Here is a 20,751-nt window from a genome sequence, read left to right as displayed (position 1 = left end):
CCGACCGGGGGGGGCCGCCCCGGGGGCGCGCCCCCCCCCCGCGCCGGTGCGGGCGGCTGCCAGGACGGTCGCCGCGGTGTCGGCGGTCTCCTTGAGCAGCCCGCCGAGCTCGCCTGCCAGCGGGAAGCTGGCGGCCAGCCGGTCCAGCTCCGCGAACGCCCCGCCGAGCTCGCCCACCGGCGCTGCCGGGCGTGCCGGGGTGACCGCGGCCTTGATCGCGCCGGGCAGGTCGCCGCCGAGCCGGACCGTGGTCGCGGATAGATCCAGGGGGATTTCCTTGCCGCTGCGGGTCTTCCGCGGGGCCGGGTCGAGCCGGTCGGGGTGGGTGGGCGCGCCTTCGGCCCACAGTCCGGTGAGCACCCGGCGCAGCTGGCCCAGGCCGCTGACCTTGGGGCTGTTCGCGGAGATGGACAGATGTTCCTGCCCGGCAAGGGAATCCGAGACCAGGGTGCTCAGCGCGCCGGTGCCGACCTGGATGAAGGCCCGGACTCCCGCGGCGTGCATGGCCTGCACCAGCGGGCGGAACCGGACCGGTTCCAGCAGGTGCCGGATGAACAGTTCCCGTTTGGCCTGCTCGCCTTCGGGGAAGGGCGCGGCGGTGGTGGCCGACCACATCGGGATGCTCGGCTCGTGCAGGCGGAACCCGGCCGCGGCCTCCCGGATCGGGTCCAGGTACGGGGCGAGCATGGGGGTGTGGAAGCCGGAGCGGAAGGGCAGCACCTGGCCGAGCACGTTCTTCGCACGCAGTTCCAGCACCAGCGCCTGCACCACGGGTTCCAGGCCGCAGACGATGGACTGGTTGGGCGCGTTGTCGTGGGAGAGCACCACACCGTGGCGTCCGGCCATCACCTCGGTGACCCGGTCCGCGCCGCAGCCGAAGGCGGCGAAGACCACGCCGGGCACGCGCAGCGAGTCCGGATCGAACTTCGCCAGGAACTCGTCGATCTGGGTCTGCTCGTAGATGCCGCTGGTGATCATCGCGGTCCACTCGCCGACGCTGTGCCCGGCGATGTGGTCGGGCTGGACGCCGAGCTTGCGCAGCACGGTGTCGAGTAACCGGCCGACGCCGACCACGCCCGCGCCGTGTGCGCCCACGTTGCCGGTGTCCAGGCCGGGCACGGTGAGGCCGAAGTGCGCGGCCACGTCGTCCACCCTGGGCTCGAAGTCGGCTTCCAGGCCGGGGTAGACGAAGGCGACCTTGCCGCCGTTGGCCAGTAAGGGTTCCGGGCTGAACCAGACGTCGTTGCGGCCGCGCCAGGCGACCTGTTTGCCGACCACCTTGCGCGCGATGCCGAGCCGTTTCGCGGTGGGCGCGACGATGCCCAGCCTGCATCCGTCCTCAGTGGACGGTGCGGTGGAGCGGATCTCGGCATCGGGCAGGTCGAGCAGCTCGGCCAGTCGGGCCGGGTTGGGCGCGCTGATGGTGAGCACCCGCTCCGGCTCGGTGACCTTGATCGCCGGACGGTCCACTGTGGAGGGTGCTTCTTCCAGGACCACGTGGGCGTTGATGCCGCCGAAGCCGAAGGCGTTGACCGCGGCCCGCCGCACCTCCTGGCCCTCGAACAGCTCCCAGGGCTGCGCGGTGTCCAGCGGGCGGAACCGGGTCTGGGCCAGGTCGGCGTGCGGCTGCTCGCAGTGCAGGGTGGGCAGCAGCACCTGCCGGTGCAGCGCCAGCGCGGCCTTGACCAGGCTGGCCACTCCGGCGGCCGGCATGGTGTGGCCGATCATCGACTTGACCGAGCCGATCACCGCACTTGGACCCTCGGAGCCGAAAACCCGTTGCAGGGTGGCCAGTTCCGCGCCGTCCCCGGCCGGGGTGGCGGTGCCGTGGGCCTCCAGCAGACCGACCGAGCCCGGTGCGGCGGGGTCGAGTCCGGCCGCCGCCCAGGCGCGTTGCAGGGCGAGGACCTGGCCCTCTGGCTCGGGGTTGAACAGGCTGGCGCTGCGGCCGTCGCTGGCCACGCCGGTGCCGCGGATCACCGCGTACACCCGGTCGCCGTCCCGCTGGGCGTCGGCAAGTCGTTTCAGCACAACGACTCCGGTGCCCTCACCGATCAGGATGCCGTCGGCGCGGCGGTCGAACGGCCGGATCTGCTGGTCCTTGGACAGCGCGCGCAGCTGGGAGAACACGCTCCAGAAGGTGACGTCGTGGCAGTGGTGCACGCCACCGGCCAGCATCACGTCGCAGCGCCCGGCGGCCAGTTCGGTGACCGCCTGGTCGACCGCGACCAGGCTGGAGGCGCAGGCGGCGTCCACGGTGTAGGCGGGGCCGCGCAGGTCGAGGCGGTTGGCGATGCGGGAGGCGGCCAGGTTGGGCACCAGGCCGATCGCGGACTCCGGGGAGGCCGGGCCGAGCTGGTCGACGAAGGCCTGCCGGACCGCGGCGAGCGCCTCCACGCCCAGGTCGGGCAGCAGGTCGCCGAGGGTCTTGGCCAGCTGGTGGGCGGTGCGCACCCGCTGGTCCAGCCGCACCAGGCCGGGGGTGAGGTAGCCGCCGCGGCCGAGCACCACGCCGATCCGGTCTGGCGCGGGCAGTTTCTCCTGCCCGCCTGCGTCGGCGATGGCGGCCGCGGCCACCCGCAGCGCGATCAGCTGGTCGGGTTCGGCGCCGGAGACCGAGTTCGGCATGATGCCGAAGCTCACCGGGTCGAAGCTGGCCTCGACGAACCCGCCGCGGCGGCAGTAGACCTCCTCCGCCTTGGCCGGCCCGGCGGCCGAGTCCGGGTGGTAGAAGTCGGCGTCCCAGCGGTCGGCAGGCACCTCGGTGATGGCGTCGACGCCGTTGACCAGGTTGTGCCAGTAGGACTCCAGGTCGCGAGCGCCGGGCAGCAGCACGGCCATCCCGACGATCGCGACCGGGGTGGTCTGGGTCATGGTCACCAGCCCGAGGCGGAGTAGACGACCGAGCGGACCGCGTCGCCGCCCCAGGCGAGCTCCCGCAGCAGCGCCAGGGTGCCCTCCTCGGGGTCGATCAGCTCGATGCCGCGCCGGGTGTAGGACTGCATCAGCTCGGGGGTGACCATGCCGCCGTGCTTGGCCGAGGGCGCCCACGGTCCCCAGTGGACGGTCAGGCCGCGGCCGCCGGTGCGCTCCGACCAGGTGATGCCGAGGGACTCCAGGGCGTCGTTGGCCGCGGCGTAGTCGACCTGGCCGCGGTTGCCCAGCGCGGCGGCGATGCTGCCGAACAGGACCGCGAACCGGGGGCCGGTCTCGCCGAGGTCGGAGACGGCCTCCAGGAGCTGGCGGGCGCCGTCGACCTTGGTGCCGAAGACCCGGCGGAAGCTCTCGATGTCCTTCTCCGCCAGCAGTTTGTCCTCGATCACGCCGGCGGCGTAGACCACGCCGTCCAGGCGGCCGTGCTCGGCGTGGATCTCCTTGACCAGCTGGCGCAGCGCGTCGTGGGCGCGCACGTCCACCGAGTGGTAGCGGGTCTGGCTGCCCAGTGCGGTGAGTTCGTCCACAGTGGACTGGACCTCGCGCTGGGCCAGGATGCGGCTGGCGGTGCGCTCGATCTCGGCCGGGTTGCGCAGGCCCTGCTGGATCAGCGCGGCCCGCAGCTGGGTCTTGTCGGTGGCCGCCTTGGTGGCGGGGTGTTCGTCCTCGGTGGCGGGTGCGGTGCGGCCGACCAGCTCGATCCGGCAGCCGCTGGCCGCGGCGACGGTGGCGGCGAACTGGGCGGTGATGCCCCTGGCGCCGCCGACCAGCAGCACCACCGAGTCGCGGTCCAGGCCGATCGCGCTCGCCTCGGTGGAGCCGTCCCCGGCGGGTCCCGCGCCCAGGCCGAGCGAGCCGAGCGGGGTGGCCACCATCTCCAGCGCGTGCCGCCCGCCTGCGCGGCGCAGCACCACCGGGTGCCGGTCGGCGGCGAGGATCTCGGCGAAGAGCGCGGCGGCCGGGTCGGTGTCGATCTCCACCAGGCTGGCGTGGGTGTCCGGGTACTCGCGGGCGATGGTGCGGAACAGCCCGCGCAGCCCGGCGGCCCGGCCGAGCTGGCTGGGCGCGGCGGCGAGCAGCCAGCTGACGCCGCGCACCAGCGCGGACTGGAAGGCGGGGAAGGTCTCCGGCAGGACAGGCAGGTCGCCGTCGGCCAGCGCGTCCAGGAAGACCACGCCGTCGATCCGGCCGTCGGCCTCGGTGAGCACGCGGGCGGTGGACTCGATCCGGGCCTGCGCGCCGTTCTCCAGCAGCAGCGCGGAAAGCTCGTTCGCGCCGGTGCCGCCGAAGAGGATGAACCGCTTGCCAGCCAGGGTTTCCACGCCGACAGGGGCGGCGGCGGAGATGTCGACCGGGGTGAGCAGGAACCGCTTGGGCGCGATGCCGCCGGAGGCCGCGGGTGCCGTAGTGACCGGTGCCGCCGGGGCCGGGATGGCGGCCACGGGTTCCGGCGTCGCGGCGGGAGCGCCGGACTTGGCGGCCAGCCAGCCCGCGATCGAGGCCGCGGTGCGGGCCTTGGCCAGGTCTTCCAGCTCAGCGTCGCCGAGGCTGGCCGCGTCCATCCCGTCGCCGAGCTTGGCGGCCAGCTCGCCCGCGATCTCGGTGCGCTTGATGGAGTCGATCGAGAGGTCGGCTTCCAGGTCGAGGTCCGGTTCGATCATGTCGATCGGGTAGCCGGTGCGGTCGCTGATGATCTGGAGCACGGTGTCGAGCAGCTCGGCCTCGCTCGGCCCGCTGGCCGCGACCGGCGCGGGAGCCGCCGCCGGGGCTGGTGCCGGGGCGACCTTTCCGCCCAGCCAGGCCGAGATCGCCGCCGCAGTGCGGGCCTTGGCCAGGTCCTCCAGCTCGGCGTCGGACAGGCTGGCCGCGTCCATCCCGCCACCCAGCTTGGCGGCCAGCTCACCGGCGATCTCGGTGCGCTTGATGGAGTCGATGGACAGGTCGGCTTCCAGGTCGAGGTCGGGTTCGATCATGTCGATCGGGTAGCCGGTGCGGTCGCTGATGATCTGCAGCACGGTGCCCAGCACGTCCACAGTGGACGGAGCGGGCGCGGGAGCCGGTGCGGCGACGGGCGCGGGTGCGGCGACCGGGGCGGGTGCGGCCACCGGCTGGGCCACCGGGGCCTGCGCGAGGGCGGGCAGCTGCTGGATCACCTGCGGCACCACGTGCTGGGTGCCGGGGGCGGTGCCGAAGTAGGTGAGCAGCACATCGCGCTGGGCGGCCAGGATCTCCCGGCTGGTGCGCAGGAACTCGCTGACCAGGGCGTCGTGCTGACCAGCTGGCTGGGGCTGCGGCTGGCTCATGGTGGTGGTCTCCAGGTGGACGCGGCGGGCCGGGGCCAGGCCGCCGGTGAGGTAGCCGCCGTCGGCGGTGCGCACGACGTGGCCGTCGATGGTCCAGCCGGCGCGCTTGGGCAGGGGGGTGGCCGAGACGTCGCGGGCGTCGCGGCCCTGGAACAGCCAGCCGGTGCGCAGGGACACCCCGGCGGTGGCCAGTGCGGCCAGTGCGGAGAGGAAGCCGCGCAGACCGCTGTCCGCGGTGGGCTCCACGGTGACCGTGGTGTGCGGCCGGTCGCCGAGGATGTCCTTGACCAGGCGGGAGAGCACCTTGCCCGGCCCGGCCTCGACGAAGACCCTGGCGCCGTCGGCGTACATGGCCTCGACCTGGTCGACGAAGCGCACCGGGGAGCCGATCTGCGCGGCCAGTTCGGCGCGTACGTCGTCGGCGTAAGGGGCGGCGGTGCGGTTGGCCCACACCGGGATCTCCGGAGTGTGGATGTCCACAGTGGACAAGACCTGCGCGAACCGGTCACCGCCCGCGGCGACCAGGGGGCTGTGGAAGGCGCAGGCCACCGGGATCGGCTTGGCGCTCAGGCCGGCCGCCTTCAGCTCGACGACCGCCTTGCCGACGCCCTCGGTGGTGCCGGAGATGACGACCTGCTTGGGCGAGTTGTGGTTGGCCAGCACCACTTCGCCGCGCAGCCTTGCCTTGTCCAGGACCTCGAGGACCGCGGGGGCCTGGCCGGAGACCGCGGCCATGGTGCCGGGGTCGCCACCGGCGGCCTCGGCGGCGGCCAGGATCGACTCGGCGCGGGCCGCGGAGATCGCCAGCAGCGTGTCCGCGTCGATCGAGCCCGCCGCGGCCAGCGCGACGAGCTCGCCGTAGCTGTGCCCTGCCACCAGGTCGGCCCGCACGCCGAGCTTGCCGAGCAGCTGGTGCACGGCGAGTCCGGCGATGCCCAGCGCGGGCTGGGCGGTCCTGGTGTCGCGCAGCCGGGCCTCGTTGTCCTTGGCCACCGCGGAGTCGAAGGCCGCCGGCGGGAACAGCAGGTCGGCGTACTTGTGCCCGCGCTGCAACAGGTGCTGCACCTCGGGGAAGGCCACGAACAGCTCGGCCAGCATCCCGGTGCGCTGGCTGCCCTGTCCGGGGAAGAGCAGGGCCAGCTTGCCGGACTCGGTGTGCCCGGCCAGGTACACGCCCGCGGCCGGGTCGTGTTCCCCGGCGACCGCGCGGCGCAGCTGGCCGACCAGGCCGTCCAGGCTGTCCGCGACCACGGCCACCTGCACCGGTTCGGTGCGGGCGTCGGCGGTGCGGGCGGCGGTGCGCGCCAGGTCCCGCAGTCGCCAGGGGCGGCCGCCGGTGTCGTTGGCCGCGGCCAGTTCCAGGAGCTTCTCGATGGACTTGGCAGCCGCGCGCAGGTCGGCGCCGCGGAAGGTGAACAGCTCGGCGGGCCAGGCGTCCACGCTGTGCCGGGGGGCGGGCTGGTCGACAGCGGCGAGCACGGTGTGGAAGTTGGTGCCGCCAAAGCCGAACGCGCTCACCCCGGCGACCCGCTTGGCCGGTTCGGTGGCCCAGGGACGGGCCGCGGTGTGGAAGACGAACGGGCTGGAGTCCTTGTCCCAGGCCGAGTTCGGCGTCTGCACGTGCAGGGTGGGCGGTTTGACGCCGGTGTGCAGCGCGAGCGCGGCCTTGATCAGCCCGGCCAGTCCCGCGGCGCACTTGGTGTGCCCGATCTGGGACTTCACCGAGCCGATCGCGCAGGTCCCCGGCTGGGCCCCGGCCTCGGTGAACATCGTGGTCAGGGTGGCCAGCTCGGTGCGGTCGCCGACCACGGTGCCGGTGCCGTGCGCCTCCACCAGGCCGACCTCGGCGGGGGAGAGGTGCGCGTTGGCGTAGGCTCGTTCCAGCGCCGCGCGCTGGCCCTCGGGGCGCGGGGCGGTGAGGCCGAGGGACTTGCCGTCGCTGGCCGAGCCGAGGCCCTTGACCACCGCGTAGATCTTGTCGCCGTCGCGCTGGGCGTCGGACAGTCGTTTCAGGGCAACGCAGGCCACGCCTTCACCGAGGGCGATGCCATCGGCGGTGGCGTCGAAGGTGCGGCTGCGGCCGGTGGCCGAGAGCGCGTGCACCGAGGCGAAGAGCAGGTAGTCGTTGATGCCGTTGTGCAGGTCCGCGCCGCCGCAGAGCACCAGGTCGCTGGTGCCGTTGACCAGTTCCTTGCAGGCCACGTCGAGCGCGGCCAGCGAGGAGGCGCAGGCGGCGTCCACGGTGTAGTTGGCGCCGCCGAGGTCCAGGCGGTTGGCGATGCGGCCGGAGATGACGTTGGCCAGCATGCCGGGGAAGGAGTCCTCGGTCAGCGGCGGCAGCTGGTCCACCAGCTCCTGGGGCAGGCTGTCCAGGTAGGCGGGCAGCACCGCGCGCAGGGTGGTGGCGTTGGACAGGTCGGAACCGGCCTCGGCGCCGAAGACCACCGAGGCGCGGGAGCGGTCGAACTCGCGGTCGCCGTCGTACCCGGCGTCCCGCAGCGCCCGGCGGGCGACCTCGAGTGCGAGCAGCTGCACCGGTTCGATGCTGGCCAGCGAGGTGGGCGGGATGCCGTAGCTGAGCGGGTCGAACGGGATCCGCGGCAGGAACCCGCCCCAGCGCGAAGGGGTGCGGTCGTTGATGTTCTTGCCGGTGGCCTCGGGGGAGTAGTAGGTGGCGGCGTCCCAGCGTTCGGCCGGGACCTCGGTGACCGCGTCCACGCCGCCGACGATGTTGGCCCAGAAGGTGGCCAGGTCAGGGGAGTCGGGGAAGACGCAGGCCATGCCGACGATGGCCACGTCCAGCGGCGGCGGCGGCGCCACCGGCTGGGTGCGCGCGGCGGCCAGGCCGAGCCGCCGGCCGAGTAGTTCCCGTTGCGCGGCAAGGAACTCCGCCGCGTCGCCGGTGACCGACTCGTGCAGCGCGGCCACCGTGGTGACCTCATCGCGCAGCACCGCGACCTGACCGGCCATGAACAGGCCGTCGGCGAGCTGCTCGGTCTCATCGGCGGCGATGAGGTCGTTGCCCTCGCGGCGGATGCCCTTGCTGGCGATGCGCAGCCTGCCGACGTTGAGGCTTTCCAGGTGCTCCCAGACCTCCCGGTCCGGCACGCCCTTGGCGGTCAGCTCGGCCTTGATCGCCTGGAAGCTGTCGGCGAACGGGCTGGTGACGCAGCGGGTGGCGTGGCCGGGCGCGGTCTCCAGCAGCTCGGTGCCCTCGGCGGCCAGAACCTGCTGCTGGAACAGGGGTTGCACCGCGCCGGCGCTGACCGCCTCCTGGGTGAACAGGTAGGCGGTGCCCATCAGCACGCCGATGCCGACGCCCTTGGCGGCCAGCGGAGCGGCCATCGCGGCGACCATGGCGGCCGAGCGCGCGTCGTGCACACCCCCGGCGAAGAGCACCTGGAGGTCGCTGCCGGTCTTGTTGCCCAGGTGGTCCAGCAGCACGGAGATCTGGGCTTCCCACAGGGCGAAGCTGGCGCGCGGGCCGACGTGCCCGCCGCATTCGCTGCCCTCGAAGATGAACCGGCGCGCACCGGCCTCCACGAACTGCTTGAGCAGGCCGGGGGAGGGCACGTGCAGGAAGGTCGTGATGCCGACCTCCTCCAGCGCGGCGGCCTGCGAGGGGCGGCCACCGGCGATGATCGCGTGCGTGGGCCGCAGCTCGCGGATGACCTCCAGCTGCGCGGCCCTGGTGTCCTCCGGCGCGAACCCGAGCACGCCGACGCCCCACGGGCGCTCGCCCAGCGCGGCGGCGGTCTCGGTCATCATCCGCCGGGTCTGCTCCTGGCCGGCCAGGGCGAGCGCGACGAACGGCAGGCCGCCACCGGTGGCCACCTCGGCGGCGAAGGCGGCCTGGTCGCTGACCCTGGTCATCGGGCCCTGCGCGATGGGCAGTGGCACGCCGATGGCCTCGGCGAAGGCCGAGCCGGGGCGCAGCACCGCCTCCAGGGCGTCCTGGGTGAGCGCGGCGGTGATCGCGTCGCGGACGGCGTGCACCACCCGGCCGGTGGTGCGATAGCGCTCGGCGAAGCGGGCGGCCAGGAAGATGTCCTGGCCGAGCTCCAGCAGCTGCGCGGGGGTGTTGGGAGTGACACGGCCCTTGCGGGCGAGCACCCGGCGACCCTGCACCACGGCGGTCTCGGAGCCGTCCAGGGTGCGCAGCAGGGCCGCGGTGGTCTCCGGCAGCTCGGACTCCTCCAGCAGCGCGAGCTGGGTGTCCAGCACCACGCCGGTGGCGCCGCCGAGCACGGCCGCGGCGGCGGTGTGCGTGCCGATGCCGCCGGCCAGCCAGATCGGCAGGTCCAGGCCGGGGGTGGCGATGAGCTTCTGCAGCAGCACGAAGGAGCTGAGCTCGCCGACCAGGCCACCGGCCTCGTTGCCGCGGGCGATCAGCCCGGCGGCCCCGGCGGCGGCCGCGGCGCGGGCCTGCTCCACGGAGGTGATCTCCGCCAGCACCCGGTAGCGGGCGGCGATGTCAGCGAGTTGCCAAGAGCTGTCCCCGGTCAACACGACCGTGTCAACCTCGGTGGGGAGGTCGGCAGGGGTCAGCGCGCAGCCCGAGGGCACGCGCACGCCGAAGGGGCCGGACACCCAGCGCTGGGCGAGGGCGAGTGCTTCCCGAGTCGACCGGGCGCCGGTGCCGAGGTCGAGAACTCCGAGTCCGCCTGCTTGGCGGACCGCTGCGACGAGACGTGCGTTGGCCTCGCCGAAGGGGGTTACCCCGAGGACGAGCTCACGCCGTTCCGACTGCGCGGCCATGGAGCCTCCGTTGATCAACAACAACCTGTGGACGGGCAGGATCCAGCTAGTGACCCGATTGGCTGAATCGAAACGGGAAGCTAGCGGTGCAGGCAGTAATTCATCAACGGTTGAAATGTGGTCTTGAGTGGCCCTCAAGGGAAAATTGAGTGGCTCTCAAGTATTCGGCGCTCCCGCTTTGGCTCTCGGGTCCCGGTGCCTTCTTCAGCAATTCGGCACAAATGCCGTGTGCCTGAAGTCACTCAACCGGGCAAAACCGCTGGCCGGGGCGTCACCCACTGTGTGCAGCGTGGGCGCCCGACCTGGGGTACGAGTGGTCGCGCTCCCGCTGTTCACCGGCTGGATACGTCCGCTGCACGTGGTGGTAATCGCCGCAACGTGGGGGTTTGTTACCACCCTTGAGCGGCGATCCGGGCGGGTGCGGTAGCGCTCGGCGATCATGGGTCCCCCGCGCGGGTGGCCCTGGAGGCGATCATGAACTCAGCGTGCTGTCGATCACCGAAAAAATGCCGGGTGATCTTTCGGCGTGTTAACCCGAGAAGCGCGAGCGGCCGAGGTACATTCTGCCCCGCCATTCCTCGGGAGGGCTGCCTTTAATGCTGCCGAAATCGGCCATCGACGTTTGCAGAGAACTGGAACTGCTTCAACAAGGCTGTTCTGGCACGGTTCAGACGCGAAGCTACCCAGGTAGCAGTGGATCTCCATACCTGGTAGTGCTCCGCCGCCGCCGCGTTGACCGCCTTGGCACACGCCGACGGCCTAGTTGTCAGCACCGCCCCGCCGAAATCTCCGGTTAACACTGACAGGTAACTTGCCTGTACGGCATGCGGTCGTCCCGGCGAACGAAGGAGAGCCATGTCAGCTCATGAGGTCGACGTCGTGGTGATCGGGCTCGGCCCCGGCGGCGAGCAGGTGGCCAGTCAGCTCGCGGGAGCCGGACTGAGCGTACTGGGCGTGGAGCGCAGGCTGGTCGGCGGGGAGTGCCCGTACTACGGGTGCATCCCGACCAAGATGATGGTGCGCGCCGCCGAGGTGGTGGCCGAGGCGCGCCGGGTGCCGGAGCTGGCCGGGACCGCCACGGTGCTGCCGGACTGGTCCGCGGTCGCCGAGCGCATCCGCCGCGAGGCCACCGACAACTGGGACGACACGGTCGCGGTCCGCAGGCTGACCGACGCGGGCGCCGCCTTCCTGCGCGGCACCGGCAAGATCACCGGCCCCGGCCGGGTCGAGGTCGTGGACGAGGACAACCAGACCCACCAGGTCACCGCCACCAAGGCCATCGTGCTCAACCCCGGCACCGAACCGCTGGTCCCGCCGATCCCCGGCCTGGCGGGCACCCCGTTCTGGACCAATCGCGAGGCCGTGCGCACCGAGTTCGTCCCCGACACCCTGGTGGTCCTCGGCGGCGGCGCCATCGGCCTGGAGTTCGCCCAGCTGTTCGCCCGCTTCGGCGCCGAGGTCAACATCATCGAACCCCAGGACCACCTGGCCGCGGTGGAGGAACCCGAGGCAGCGGTCCTGCTGGCGGAGATCTTCGCCGACGAGGGCATCACCGTGCACACCGGCGCAGGCGCCGCCGCGGTCACCCACCAGAACAACGAGTTCCAGCTCGAACTGACCAACGGCACCACCGTCACCGGCGCCCACCTCCTGGTCGCCACCGGCCGCCGCACTGATCTTGAGGCCCTCGGCCTGGGCAACCTGGGCCTGGACACCACCGCCCGCACCATCCCCACCGACGACCGCCTCAAGGTCACCGACGGTGTGTGGGCGGTCGGCGACGTGGTCGGCCACGGCGCCTTCACTCACATGTCCATGTACCAGGCCGACATCGTCATCCGCGAGATCCTGGGCCGCCCCGGCCCCGCCGCCCGGTACCACGCCATCCCGAGGGTCACCTTCACCAACCCGGAGCTGGGTTCGGTCGGCCTGACCGAGAAGCAGGCGCGGGAACAGGGCCGCGACATCCGCACCGGCATCACCAAGCTGGAGCAGAGCTCCCGCGGTTTCGTGCACAAGGTCGGCAACCGGGGCCTGATCAAGGTCATCCTGGACACCAGCCAGAACACCCTCATCGGCGCCACCGCCATGGGCCCCGCCGGCGGCGAGATCCTGGGCGCCCTGGCCATGGCCGTACACGCCCAGATCCCCCTGGAGACGCTGCAGCAGTTCATCGGCGCCTACCCGACGTTCCACCGAGCCATCAGCGAAGCCATCAAAGACCTCGGCTAACCGAGCCGCGCCAACCCGCTGACCTGCACTTTGTGGATAACGTCAGTCGGGGCGGCACCCTGTGGATACGCTGGGAACCAAACCAGCGCTTCCCGCGTTGCGTGAACAATCGGAACGCGCGCCGCCCAGCCCCCACCACAGGAGCCGCCCCACCGACCGAACCGAAGCCACCACCAGGGCACCGCGCCACGACGAGCAGCAGAGCCCGCTCCAAGCAGAGAGCCCGCTCCTGAGCAGCAGAGTCCGCCCACCCCGGCCAACCACGACGACAGGGCCGCGAGGGCAGCGGACCGCGATGGCAAGGAACCGCGAGGCTAGGGACCGCGAGGGCTAGGGGTACGCCCCGGCGTGGCCCGTGTGCTGGAGCCCTGGCGTGGCCGGTGCGCCGGAGCCCCCGCGTGGCCGGTGCGCCGGAGCCCCCGCGTGGCCTGGCGTGCTGGACCCCCGCGTGGCCTGGCGTGCTGGAGGCGTCCGAGCGGCCTAGCCGCAGACCGCCCCGGTGCTCGCCGACCCGACCAGCTTGGCGTACTTGGCCAGCACACCCCGCGCGTACCCGTGCCGCCGCGGCTGCCACCCCACCCGCCGGGCGGCCAGCTCCTCCTCGGTCACCGACAGGTCCAGGCGGCCCTCGGCCACGTCCAGGCGGATCCGGTCGCCGTCGTGGATGAACGCGATCGGGCCGCCGTCGACCGCTTCCGGCGCCACGTGGCCGACGCACAGGCCCGTGGTGCCGCCGGAGAAGCGGCCGTCGGTCAGCAACAGCACGTCCTTGCCCAGGCCCGCGCCCTTGATCGCGCCGGTGATGGCCAGCATCTCGCGCATGCCGGGGCCGCCCTTGGGGCCCTCGTACCTGATCACCACCACGTCGCCCGCGGTGATGGTGCCGTTTTCCAGGGCGTCCATGGCTGCGCGTTCGCCTTCGAAGACGCGGGCGGTGCCCTCGAAGACGGTTTCGTCGAAGCCCGCGGACTTCACGACCGCGCCGTCCGGGGCCAGGGTGCCGCGCAGGATGGTGATGCCGCCGGTGGGGTGGATGGGGTTGGCCAGGGCGCGGATGACCTGGCCGTCGGGGGCGGGGGCGTTGAGCTCGGCGAGGTTCTCGGCCATGGTGCGGCCGGTGACGGTGAGCGTGTCGCCGTTCAGCAGGCCGGCTTCCAGCAGGAGTTTCAGCACCACCGGGATGCCGCCGATGCGGTCCACGTCGTACATCACGTGTCGCCCGAACGGCTTGAGGTCGCCCAGGTGGGGAACTTTCGCGCCGATGCGGCTGAAGTCGTCCAGGGTCAGCTCGACCTCGGCCTCGTGCGCGATGGCCAGCAGGTGCAGCACCGCGTTGGTGGAGCCGCCGAGGGCCATCACCACCGCGATGGCGTTCTCGAACGCGGGCTTGGTCAGGATGTCGCGGGCGGTGATGCCCCGCCGGAGCAGCTCCACCACCGCCTCGCCGGAGCGGCGGGCGTAGCCGTCGCGCCGGCGGTCCACCGCGGGGGGCGCGGCCGAGCCGGGCAGCGACATGCCCAGGGCCTCGGCCGCGCTGGCCATGGTGTTCGCGGTGTACATGCCGCCGCAGGCGCCCTCGGTCGGGCACACCGCGCGTTCGATCGCGTCCACGTCCGCGCGGCTCATCAGCCCGCGCGCGCACGCCCCGACCGCCTCGAAGGCGTCGATCAGGGTCACCTCGCGCTCGGTGCCGTCCGACATGGTGGCCCGGCCCGGCATGATCGAGCCCGCGTACAGGAACACCGCGGCCAGGTCCAGCCGCGCCGCGGCCATCAGCATCCCCGGCAGCGACTTGTCGCACCCGGCCAGCAGCACCGAGCCGTCCAGCCGCTCGGCGCCCATCACCGTCTCCACCGAGTCCGCGATCACCTCCCGGGACACCAGCGAGAAGTGCATGCCCTCGTGGCCCATGGAGATCCCGTCGGAGACCGAGATCGTGCCGAACTGCATCGGGAAACCCTCGGCCGCGTGCACGCCCTCCTTGACCGCCGCGGCCAATCTGTCCAGTGACAAGTTGCACGGGGTGATCTCGTTCCAGGAGGAGGCGACCCCGATCTGCGGCTTCTCCCAGTCCGCGTCGGAGAAGCCCACGGCGCGCAGCATGCCGCGCGCCGCCGCGCGTTCCAGACCATCGGTGACATCCCGGCTGCGCGGTTTCAGATCGGCCATGTCCGCCGACGCTACTCGCCGTCACCCCGCCTCGCGCGTCCTCACGCCAGCTGTTCCACGCGGAACTCCTCGCGCTCCGCCTCGCCCTCGCGCCAGGCCCGCCAGCGCCGCCCTTCCTCCTCGAACCGGACGAACCCGGCGGAGAGCACGTCGAAGGCGAAGCAGTGGTACGGCTCCGGCGGACGCCACTCGAGCCGGGCGAAGATCGCCTCCTCGTAGACCGCCTTCGACCGGCCGGTCAGCTCGACCGCCCGTCCGTAGATCTTCACATCGCCCAGCGGGTTCTCCTTGCCCGGCGGCAGCGAGTGCGCCGTGACCCGCGGATCCCGCAGCAGGTCGGAGGCCTTGGTCGACGGGATCATCATGCCGACGCAGAAGTCGGTCCCGGTGAAGTCGCACTCCACCGCGCTGATCCGCGGCGACCCGTCCCGCCGCACCGTGCCCAGCAACACCAGCTGGTCCTGCTCGAACCGTTGCCTGGCCAGCCCCGCCAGCACCGGGGCCGCCTTCTCGAAGTCCTGCCATCGCATGCACGCCATGCTGCCGCCGATACCTGACAGAACACGGCAGGAATGTGGTGCAGACTTCAGTGGTGCGCGCCTCTCGACTGCTCTCGCTGCTCCTGCTGCTCCAGACCAGGGGCCGGCTCACCGCGCAGGAGCTGGCCGAGGAGCTGGACGTCTCGGTCCGCACCGTCTACCGCGACGTCGACTCGCTGAGCAGCGCGGGCGTCCCGGTCTACGCCGACCGCGGCCCGGCGGGCGGCTACCAGCTGCTGGACGGCTACCGCACCCGCCTCACCGGCCTGACCAGCACCGAAGCCGGCGCGCTCGCCCTGGCCGGGCTGCCGGACCAGGCCGCCGAACTGGGCCTGGGCACCGTGCTGGCCGCCGCCCGCCTCAAGCTCGACGCCGCCCTGCCGCCCAGCCTGCGCGAGGGCGCCCATCACGTCCGCGACCGCTTCCACCTGGACGCCCCCGGCTGGTTCGCCGACGCCGACCGCCCGCCGCACCTGCAGGCGCTGGCCACCGCGGTCTGGGAACAACGCCCGGTCAAGATCACCTACCGCCGCTACCGCCAGCCGGACCGCGAGTCGGTGGTGCACCCGCTCGGCCTGGTGCTCAAGGCGGGCACCTGGTACCTGGTCGCCGAGGCCGACCGGGTGCGCACCTACCGCGCCAACCGGATCAGCGCCGCCGAGGTCCAGGACACCCCGTTCACCCGCCCGCCCGAGTTCGACCTCAGCGCCTACTGGCAGCAGTGGTCAGCCGAGTTCCAGTCCACTGTGTACAAAGGCGAGGCCCGGATCCGGGTGTCCCCCAAGGCGATGCGCGGGATCTTCACCGCAGGCCCGGTGGTGGCCGCGAAGGTCCGCGGCACCGAACCGGGCCCGGACGGCTGGCGCGAGGTGGTGGTCCCGATCGAGACCCACGAGATCGCCCAGTCCGACTTCCTGCGCTACGGCCCGGAAATCGAGGTCCTGGAACCCCCGGAGCTCCGCGAGTCCATCGCCAGGGCCGCCGAGGAGATGGTCACGCGGTACCGGGGCGGCGGGCGATGAGCTCGATCTCCACCGCGGCCCCCAGCGGCAGTCCCGCCACGCCGATGGTGGTGCGCGCCGGGAACGGCTCGGCGAACTGCTCGGCGTAGACCGCGTTCATCTCGGCAAAATTGGCCATGTCGGTCAGGAACACGGTGCACTTCACCACATCGTCCGGAGTCAGCCCGGCGGCGGCCAGCACCGCGAACAGGTTCGCGAAACACTGCCGGGTCTGCTCGCCGACCGAGCCTTCGACGAGCTTTCCGTCCGGCCCGATCGGGGTCTGGCCGGAGAGGTGCACGAACGGATCGGCGTCCACGGCATGCGAATACGGCCCGACGGCCACGGCGCCTGGAGCGTTGACAGCTTTCCTCATGGCGCCAGCCTGTCACTGTCTCCCGTGTGCCCGAAGCGATTTCGCCAGCAGCTGCTGAGTCGCGTCGTCCTCTCGGATGCCGGCGACCCACATCAGGTCGAGCAGGTAGCGCAGGCTCAGCTCGTCGCGGTACCGGTCGAACGGCATGAGCCCGAGTTGCGTCAGCAGGTCACAGCCACCCGGCAGCAACATCGCGAGCACGTGCTTGGCCTCGGCCAGGCGGTAGTTCTCCCGTACCGCCCTGAGCACCACACCTGCGCTCCGGCACGGGTGCTGCCCTCGGATGTCAGCGAGCTGAATCGAGGACATATAACGAAAAACCAGTTCGGTGACGCCGTGGTGCGGGCCGGTGATCCGGGCGATCTGGGCCAAGCGCGGCAACGGTTCCCTGCCGTTGGCGATCAGCGCGCGCAACGGCGTGACCTCGTTGGCGAGCTGGTTCGCGATGGTGACTCGGACCTTGGCCAGCTCACGACGGTTGTGGCCGACTACTAGCCGGGCGAGTTCGTCGATCGTGCCTTGCGGCAGGGAGAACAGTGGCCCCGGCAGGTCGGTCAACGCCCATCGGCACAGCCGCCACGCGTCGGTCGCACTGGCGAAGCTGGCCAGCGCCACGGCGGTTTCGGTGTCCAGCGCCCGATCATGGTAGGTCGACAGGGTGGTGAGGCGGTTCAGCAGTTCGACGCGTTCCCGCGTGGTTCCCGGCACGGCCAAGGCGTTGAGCACCGGCGCGGCCCAGGGTGCGCCGGCCAGGATGGACCGGGCGATGCTGTCGACACCGTGGTGCTGGAGCAACCAGTCCAGTGCGACCGGTTCAGCCCGGGTGCAGAACTCGACGATGGCGGTGGCCTCGGCGCGACTGACCGCGGTGACGCAGGCGGCCATGCGGAGCACGTTCCGCTTGGGCAGGGCGTGCAGGGAGTCGCGCAGCAGCGGCAGTGCGGCGTAGACGTGTTCCGGCGGGCGGGAATCGTGGACCAGTTCCCTGGCAGGCCAGTCCGAGTCGGTCAGCAGGCTCGGCTCGGCGCGGGCGCGCAGTACGGTGAACCGGCCACTGAGGTCGATGCCTTCCTGCCGCAGGCTCTGCTCGATGTAGTCGAGCATCCGGCGTTCCGGATCGGCTTCCACCGTGGGAATCCCGGCCAGGCCCAGGGTCACGTGGTCGGCGAGTGCGCTGGCCGCGTTGAACACGGTGTGCAGGCGGCCGGTGGCCTGCGGGGTGCGGAACTCCTGCTGCAACCGCAAGGTGATCGTCGTACCTTCCCGGGTGGCGATCTGGATGCCGGCGATCGCGCTGAGCGTCTCCCAGGAGAACCAGGTCCGCCACAGGTGGGTCAGCTGGTCCCAGGGGCGCTGGGCTTCGGGGCCGATCAGGGTTTCGGGTAGCGCGTACTCGCCGTCGGAGAGGGCGGCGCGCAGCAGCACCAGGTTGAGGCTGTACAGCGCGAGGCGCTCCAGCAGTGGCTTGCGGGCCAGCGGGGAGTCGCCGGGGGTGGGCAGGAAGGCGTCCGTGCTGTAGAGGACGCCGTGCAGCTGGTGGTGGGTGAGGGCGTCCAGCGCCTCGATGTCGGCGGGGGTGATGCGGTGCCGGGCCCACTCGCGCAGCAGTTGCAGCAGCATGGGGCGGGTGTGCAGCGGGGCGTGGGTGAGGCAGGCGAACCAGTCGCCGGACAGGCGGGCGCGGTCCGGGTCGCCGCCCAGGGAGCGGACGGTCGCGGTTTCGCGGATCACCTGGCGCAGTAGGAAGTCGGCGGCCAGGAACTCGCCGAAGGTGTTGTGCAGGAACTCATACGCCTTGGCGTCCTCGACCTGGCCCCTGGACTCGTGGATGAAGAAGAAGCTGCCCACCAGCAGCTCGGCCTGGGACAGGCGCCTGCCGCCGCCGTCGGGAACAGTCCTGGACCGGTTGAAGTAGGCCAGGTCCGCGTTCAGGTCCTGGGCGAGGATGTGCACCGCGTGCCGGTTGAACATGCCGATCGCGGCCACGCCAAGGCGTTCCACGTCCGACTCGACCATTGTGCACAGATCATCGGCGCAGCGGTCGGCCGGGTCCTTGGCGCGTTCGCGGCGGACGAACTCGGTGATGAGGCTGTGGTACAGCTGGGTCCGGTCCAGCTCGGTGGCGGCGGCAAGTGGTCGCACGGTGGCGTCGTAGATGGCCAGCATGAGCAGCAGCAGCGGTTGCTCGGCCAGTTCGACGAGGGCGGGGGAGTCGGGCACCTGGAACCGGCGGGCGTTGTGCTCGTTCCAGATCCGGGCCCAGGTTTGCCGGCGCGGCGCGTCGAACTCCAGCAGGCGCAGGACGGTGCTGCCCTGGGGCACCGCGGCCTTGTCGATCAGGGCGATCCGGCTGGTCACCAGGACCCGCAGCGGGCGGCCGTGCCGGGCCTCGCGGACCTGGAAGCCGTGCACGCGGGAGAGGTAGTCGGCGAAGACCTTTCCGTTGGCCTGCAACAGTTCGTCGTAACCGTCCAGGATCACCAGCGGCGGACTGTCCACTCTGGACTCAGCGAACTCAGTCCATGGCTGGGTCAGGCCGGTGTCGCGCTTGAGCTGGAGCTCCAGCTGGTCCTGCAGGTCTTGTTCCGGGTCGATGTCGCGCAGCTCCACCCGCACCACGGTGAACGCAGGCGCGGCCAGCCGGGCGGCGAGCACCTCGGTCAGCAGGGACTTGCCGGAGCCGGGGTGGCCGAGCACGAGCAGCGGGTGCTCGGTGCTGTGCGGGGAACCCAGGTAGCGCAACAGGAAGTCGCCGAGATCGGACCGCGCCGGGGCCGCCGCCCAGGACGGCTCGTGTTCGAGCCGGTCGCCGTTGCCGCAGCGGAGCACCTTGAACGCCTGCGGCACAAAGGCATCCGCCTTGGCCGGGTAGGTCAGCCCGTCGTGCGCGCCGTCGCCGAAGACCGGCGCGGCCAGCTTGCTCGCGTACTCCGCGGACAGTGCCGTGGCCACCCGGTCCGCGCGGGCCGCCGGGGTCATCGCCTCGACGGTGGCCGCCAGTGCGCGCAACCCCAGGTCGATGCCCTCGGCGCGGGCATGGTCCCGCCACATCGTCCACGCGCAGAACTCCGGACTGCTGGCCATCAGGCGCAGCAGCTGCGCCTGGTAGACCTCCTCGGCCGCCTCGGTGGCTCGCCGGATCCCCTCGGACAGCTCCCGCTGCCGCGCTCCCGGCACCCGTTCGCGCACCGCCAGGCCCTGGGCGAAGACCATGAACTGGGTGCTCAGCAGCTGGTGGTAGGCCTGGCGCTGGGCGGTGGAGAGCGCTGGATCGACCGGGTGCGGCAGGGACAGCGTGACCCGGTCGCCGGCACTGGCGCCGGCAAGCTGGAGCCGGTCTGCCTCAGTCAGCGCCACCTCGGCCAGGAACTCGGGCAGCTCGGCCTCCAGCGCGTCGAAGAAGGCGGTGAAGGTGATCAGGTAGTTCGCCGCGGCCATCCGCCGCGCCCGCGCCAGGAAGTTCCCCTCGCCCCGCCCGAGCAGCTTGCGCGCCACCGCCTGCCCCAGCTTGCTGACCTCGTTCTTCGCCCCGAGCAGCGACAACGCCCCCGGCGTCACCGCCACCCCGAGCGCCAGCAGCCCGACCGCGGCCAGCCGGTCCACCGCTTCTACCGCCTTGCTGTCGCCTGCTTGCCGGACCAGCTTCTGGACCTGGGCGAAGGTGATCGCGGTAGCACTGTCCGACCCCATGGCAGGGGTGTCGCGGAACGTGTCCGATTGGTTACCGGTTGGTCCCGGACGGCGCAGCGTGCGGGCGGTGCGGAACACCGGAAGAAGTACCGTGGTGGTGGAGCTGATGCACTCTGCCGGTGCATGGACCCGGGCGGACCCCCTCATTACGGTGGCTCCCGACCAGGCGCAACATGGATACAAAGGGGTCAGGATGGCTGTCGTGCGCAGGATCGTCGAGCTCGTCGATCCGGACGGGAACACGATCGGGGAGACCTCGGTCGAAGAGGCGCACACGCCGCCCGGCCGGTTGCACCGGGCGTTCTCGGTGATGCTGTTCGACGAGGACGACCGGGTGCTGCTGCAGCAGCGGGCGCTGACCAAGAACCGGTTCCCCGGGCTGTGGGCCAACACCTGCTGCTCGCACCCGCTGGCCGGGGAGGACATCGCGCTCTCGGCGATCAAGCGGGTGGACGAGGAGCTGCACCTGCGGATCGAGGAGCTGCGAGAGGTGGGCACGTTCACCTACCAGGCGCTGGACGGGCACGGGGCCGCCGAGCACGAGTTCGACCACGTGCTGATCGGCAAGATCGGCGCCGACGCGCACCTCACGGCCAAGCCGGAGGCGGATGAGATCGAGCAGCTCAAGTGGGTGCAGTACAGCGAGCTGGTCGCCGACCACGAGGCGAACCCGGAGCGTTACGCGCCGTGGGTTCCCGGTGTCGTCCGGCTGATCGAGGCGGCTCGCGCCACCAGCTGACGCGGACCGG

9 protein-coding genes are annotated in these 20,751 nt (G+C 71.9%); 3 read left to right on the top strand and 6 right to left on the bottom strand.

The annotated features are described in order from the left end of the window. Positions 1-2,874, bottom strand: a 2,874-nt coding sequence (locus tag ACWDY5_RS19510; protein WP_449723588.1) for a beta-ketoacyl synthase N-terminal-like domain-containing protein, incomplete at its 3' end; no start/stop codon positions are given. A 2-nt stretch (positions 2,875-2,876) separates the two neighbouring features. Beyond that, a complete protein-coding gene (locus ACWDY5_RS19505; protein ID WP_449723587.1) occupies positions 2,877-9,995 on the bottom strand; it encodes an SDR family NAD(P)-dependent oxidoreductase in 7,119 nt (2,372 codons plus the stop codon). Between the two features lie 855 nt (positions 9,996-10,850). Here ACWDY5_RS19505 and ACWDY5_RS19500 point away from each other — a divergent pair. Next, positions 10,851-12,227, top strand: coding sequence for a dihydrolipoyl dehydrogenase family protein (locus tag ACWDY5_RS19500; RefSeq protein WP_449723586.1), 1,377 nt, complete (start codon positions 10,851-10,853; stop codon positions 12,225-12,227). A 480-nt stretch (positions 12,228-12,707) separates the two neighbouring features. Here ACWDY5_RS19500 and ilvD read toward each other — a convergent pair whose 3' ends face one another. Further along, positions 12,708-14,396, bottom strand: coding sequence for a dihydroxy-acid dehydratase (ilvD, locus tag ACWDY5_RS19495; protein WP_449723585.1), 1,689 nt, complete (start codon positions 14,394-14,396; stop codon positions 12,708-12,710). Between the two features lie 41 nt (positions 14,397-14,437). Further along, positions 14,438-14,926, bottom strand: coding sequence for a pyridoxamine 5'-phosphate oxidase family protein (locus ACWDY5_RS19490; RefSeq protein WP_449723584.1), 489 nt, complete (start codon positions 14,924-14,926; stop codon positions 14,438-14,440). Positions 14,927-14,988: 62 nt separating this feature from the next. Here ACWDY5_RS19490 and ACWDY5_RS19485 point away from each other — a divergent pair, with 62 nt between their 5' ends. Beyond that, positions 14,989-15,957, top strand: coding sequence for a helix-turn-helix transcriptional regulator (locus tag ACWDY5_RS19485; protein WP_449723583.1), 969 nt, complete (start codon positions 14,989-14,991; stop codon positions 15,955-15,957). Here the strand turns inward: ACWDY5_RS19485 and ACWDY5_RS19480 are convergent. Next, positions 15,929-16,312 carry a RidA family protein gene (locus tag ACWDY5_RS19480; RefSeq protein WP_449723582.1) on the bottom strand — a complete coding sequence of 128 codons (384 nt, stop codon included), beginning with the start codon at positions 16,310-16,312 and terminating at the stop codon, positions 15,929-15,931. The genes ACWDY5_RS19485 and ACWDY5_RS19480 overlap by 29 nt on opposite strands. 12 nt (positions 16,313-16,324) lie before the next feature. Next, a complete protein-coding gene (locus tag ACWDY5_RS19475) occupies positions 16,325-20,002 on the bottom strand; it encodes an NACHT domain-containing protein (RefSeq protein ID WP_449723581.1) in 3,678 nt (1,225 codons plus the stop codon). Between the two features lie 202 nt (positions 20,003-20,204). On the opposite strand from ACWDY5_RS19475, the gene idi reads away from it, so the two are divergent. Continuing rightward, positions 20,205-20,741, top strand: a complete 537-nt coding sequence (gene idi / locus ACWDY5_RS19470) for an isopentenyl-diphosphate Delta-isomerase (protein WP_449723580.1) — start codon at positions 20,205-20,207, stop codon at positions 20,739-20,741. Positions 20,742-20,751: the final 10 nt, after the last annotated feature.

Source organism: Crossiella sp. NPDC003009, assembly GCF_053591555.1.
Note: the sequence above shows the minus strand (reverse complement) of the source record. Positions and strands in the feature narration are given on the sequence as shown.

What these genes read in the sequence shown, in the direction of transcription:
- ACWDY5_RS19505 (WP_449723587.1), bottom strand. Translation starts at nt 9,995, where the DNA reads ATGGCCGCGCAGTCGGAACGGCGTGAGCTCGTCCTCGGGGTAACCCCC.
- ACWDY5_RS19500 (WP_449723586.1), top strand. Translation starts at nt 10,851, where the DNA reads ATGTCAGCTCATGAGGTCGACGTCGTGGTGATCGGGCTCGGCCCCGGC.
- ilvD (WP_449723585.1), bottom strand. Translation starts at nt 14,396, where the DNA reads ATGGCCGATCTGAAACCGCGCAGCCGGGATGTCACCGATGGTCTGGAA.
- ACWDY5_RS19490 (WP_449723584.1), bottom strand. Translation starts at nt 14,926, where the DNA reads ATGCGATGGCAGGACTTCGAGAAGGCGGCCCCGGTGCTGGCGGGGCTG.
- ACWDY5_RS19480 (WP_449723582.1), bottom strand. Translation starts at nt 16,312, where the DNA reads ATGAGGAAAGCTGTCAACGCTCCAGGCGCCGTGGCCGTCGGGCCGTAT.
- ACWDY5_RS19475 (WP_449723581.1), bottom strand. Translation starts at nt 20,002, where the DNA reads ATGGGGTCGGACAGTGCTACCGCGATCACCTTCGCCCAGGTCCAGAAG.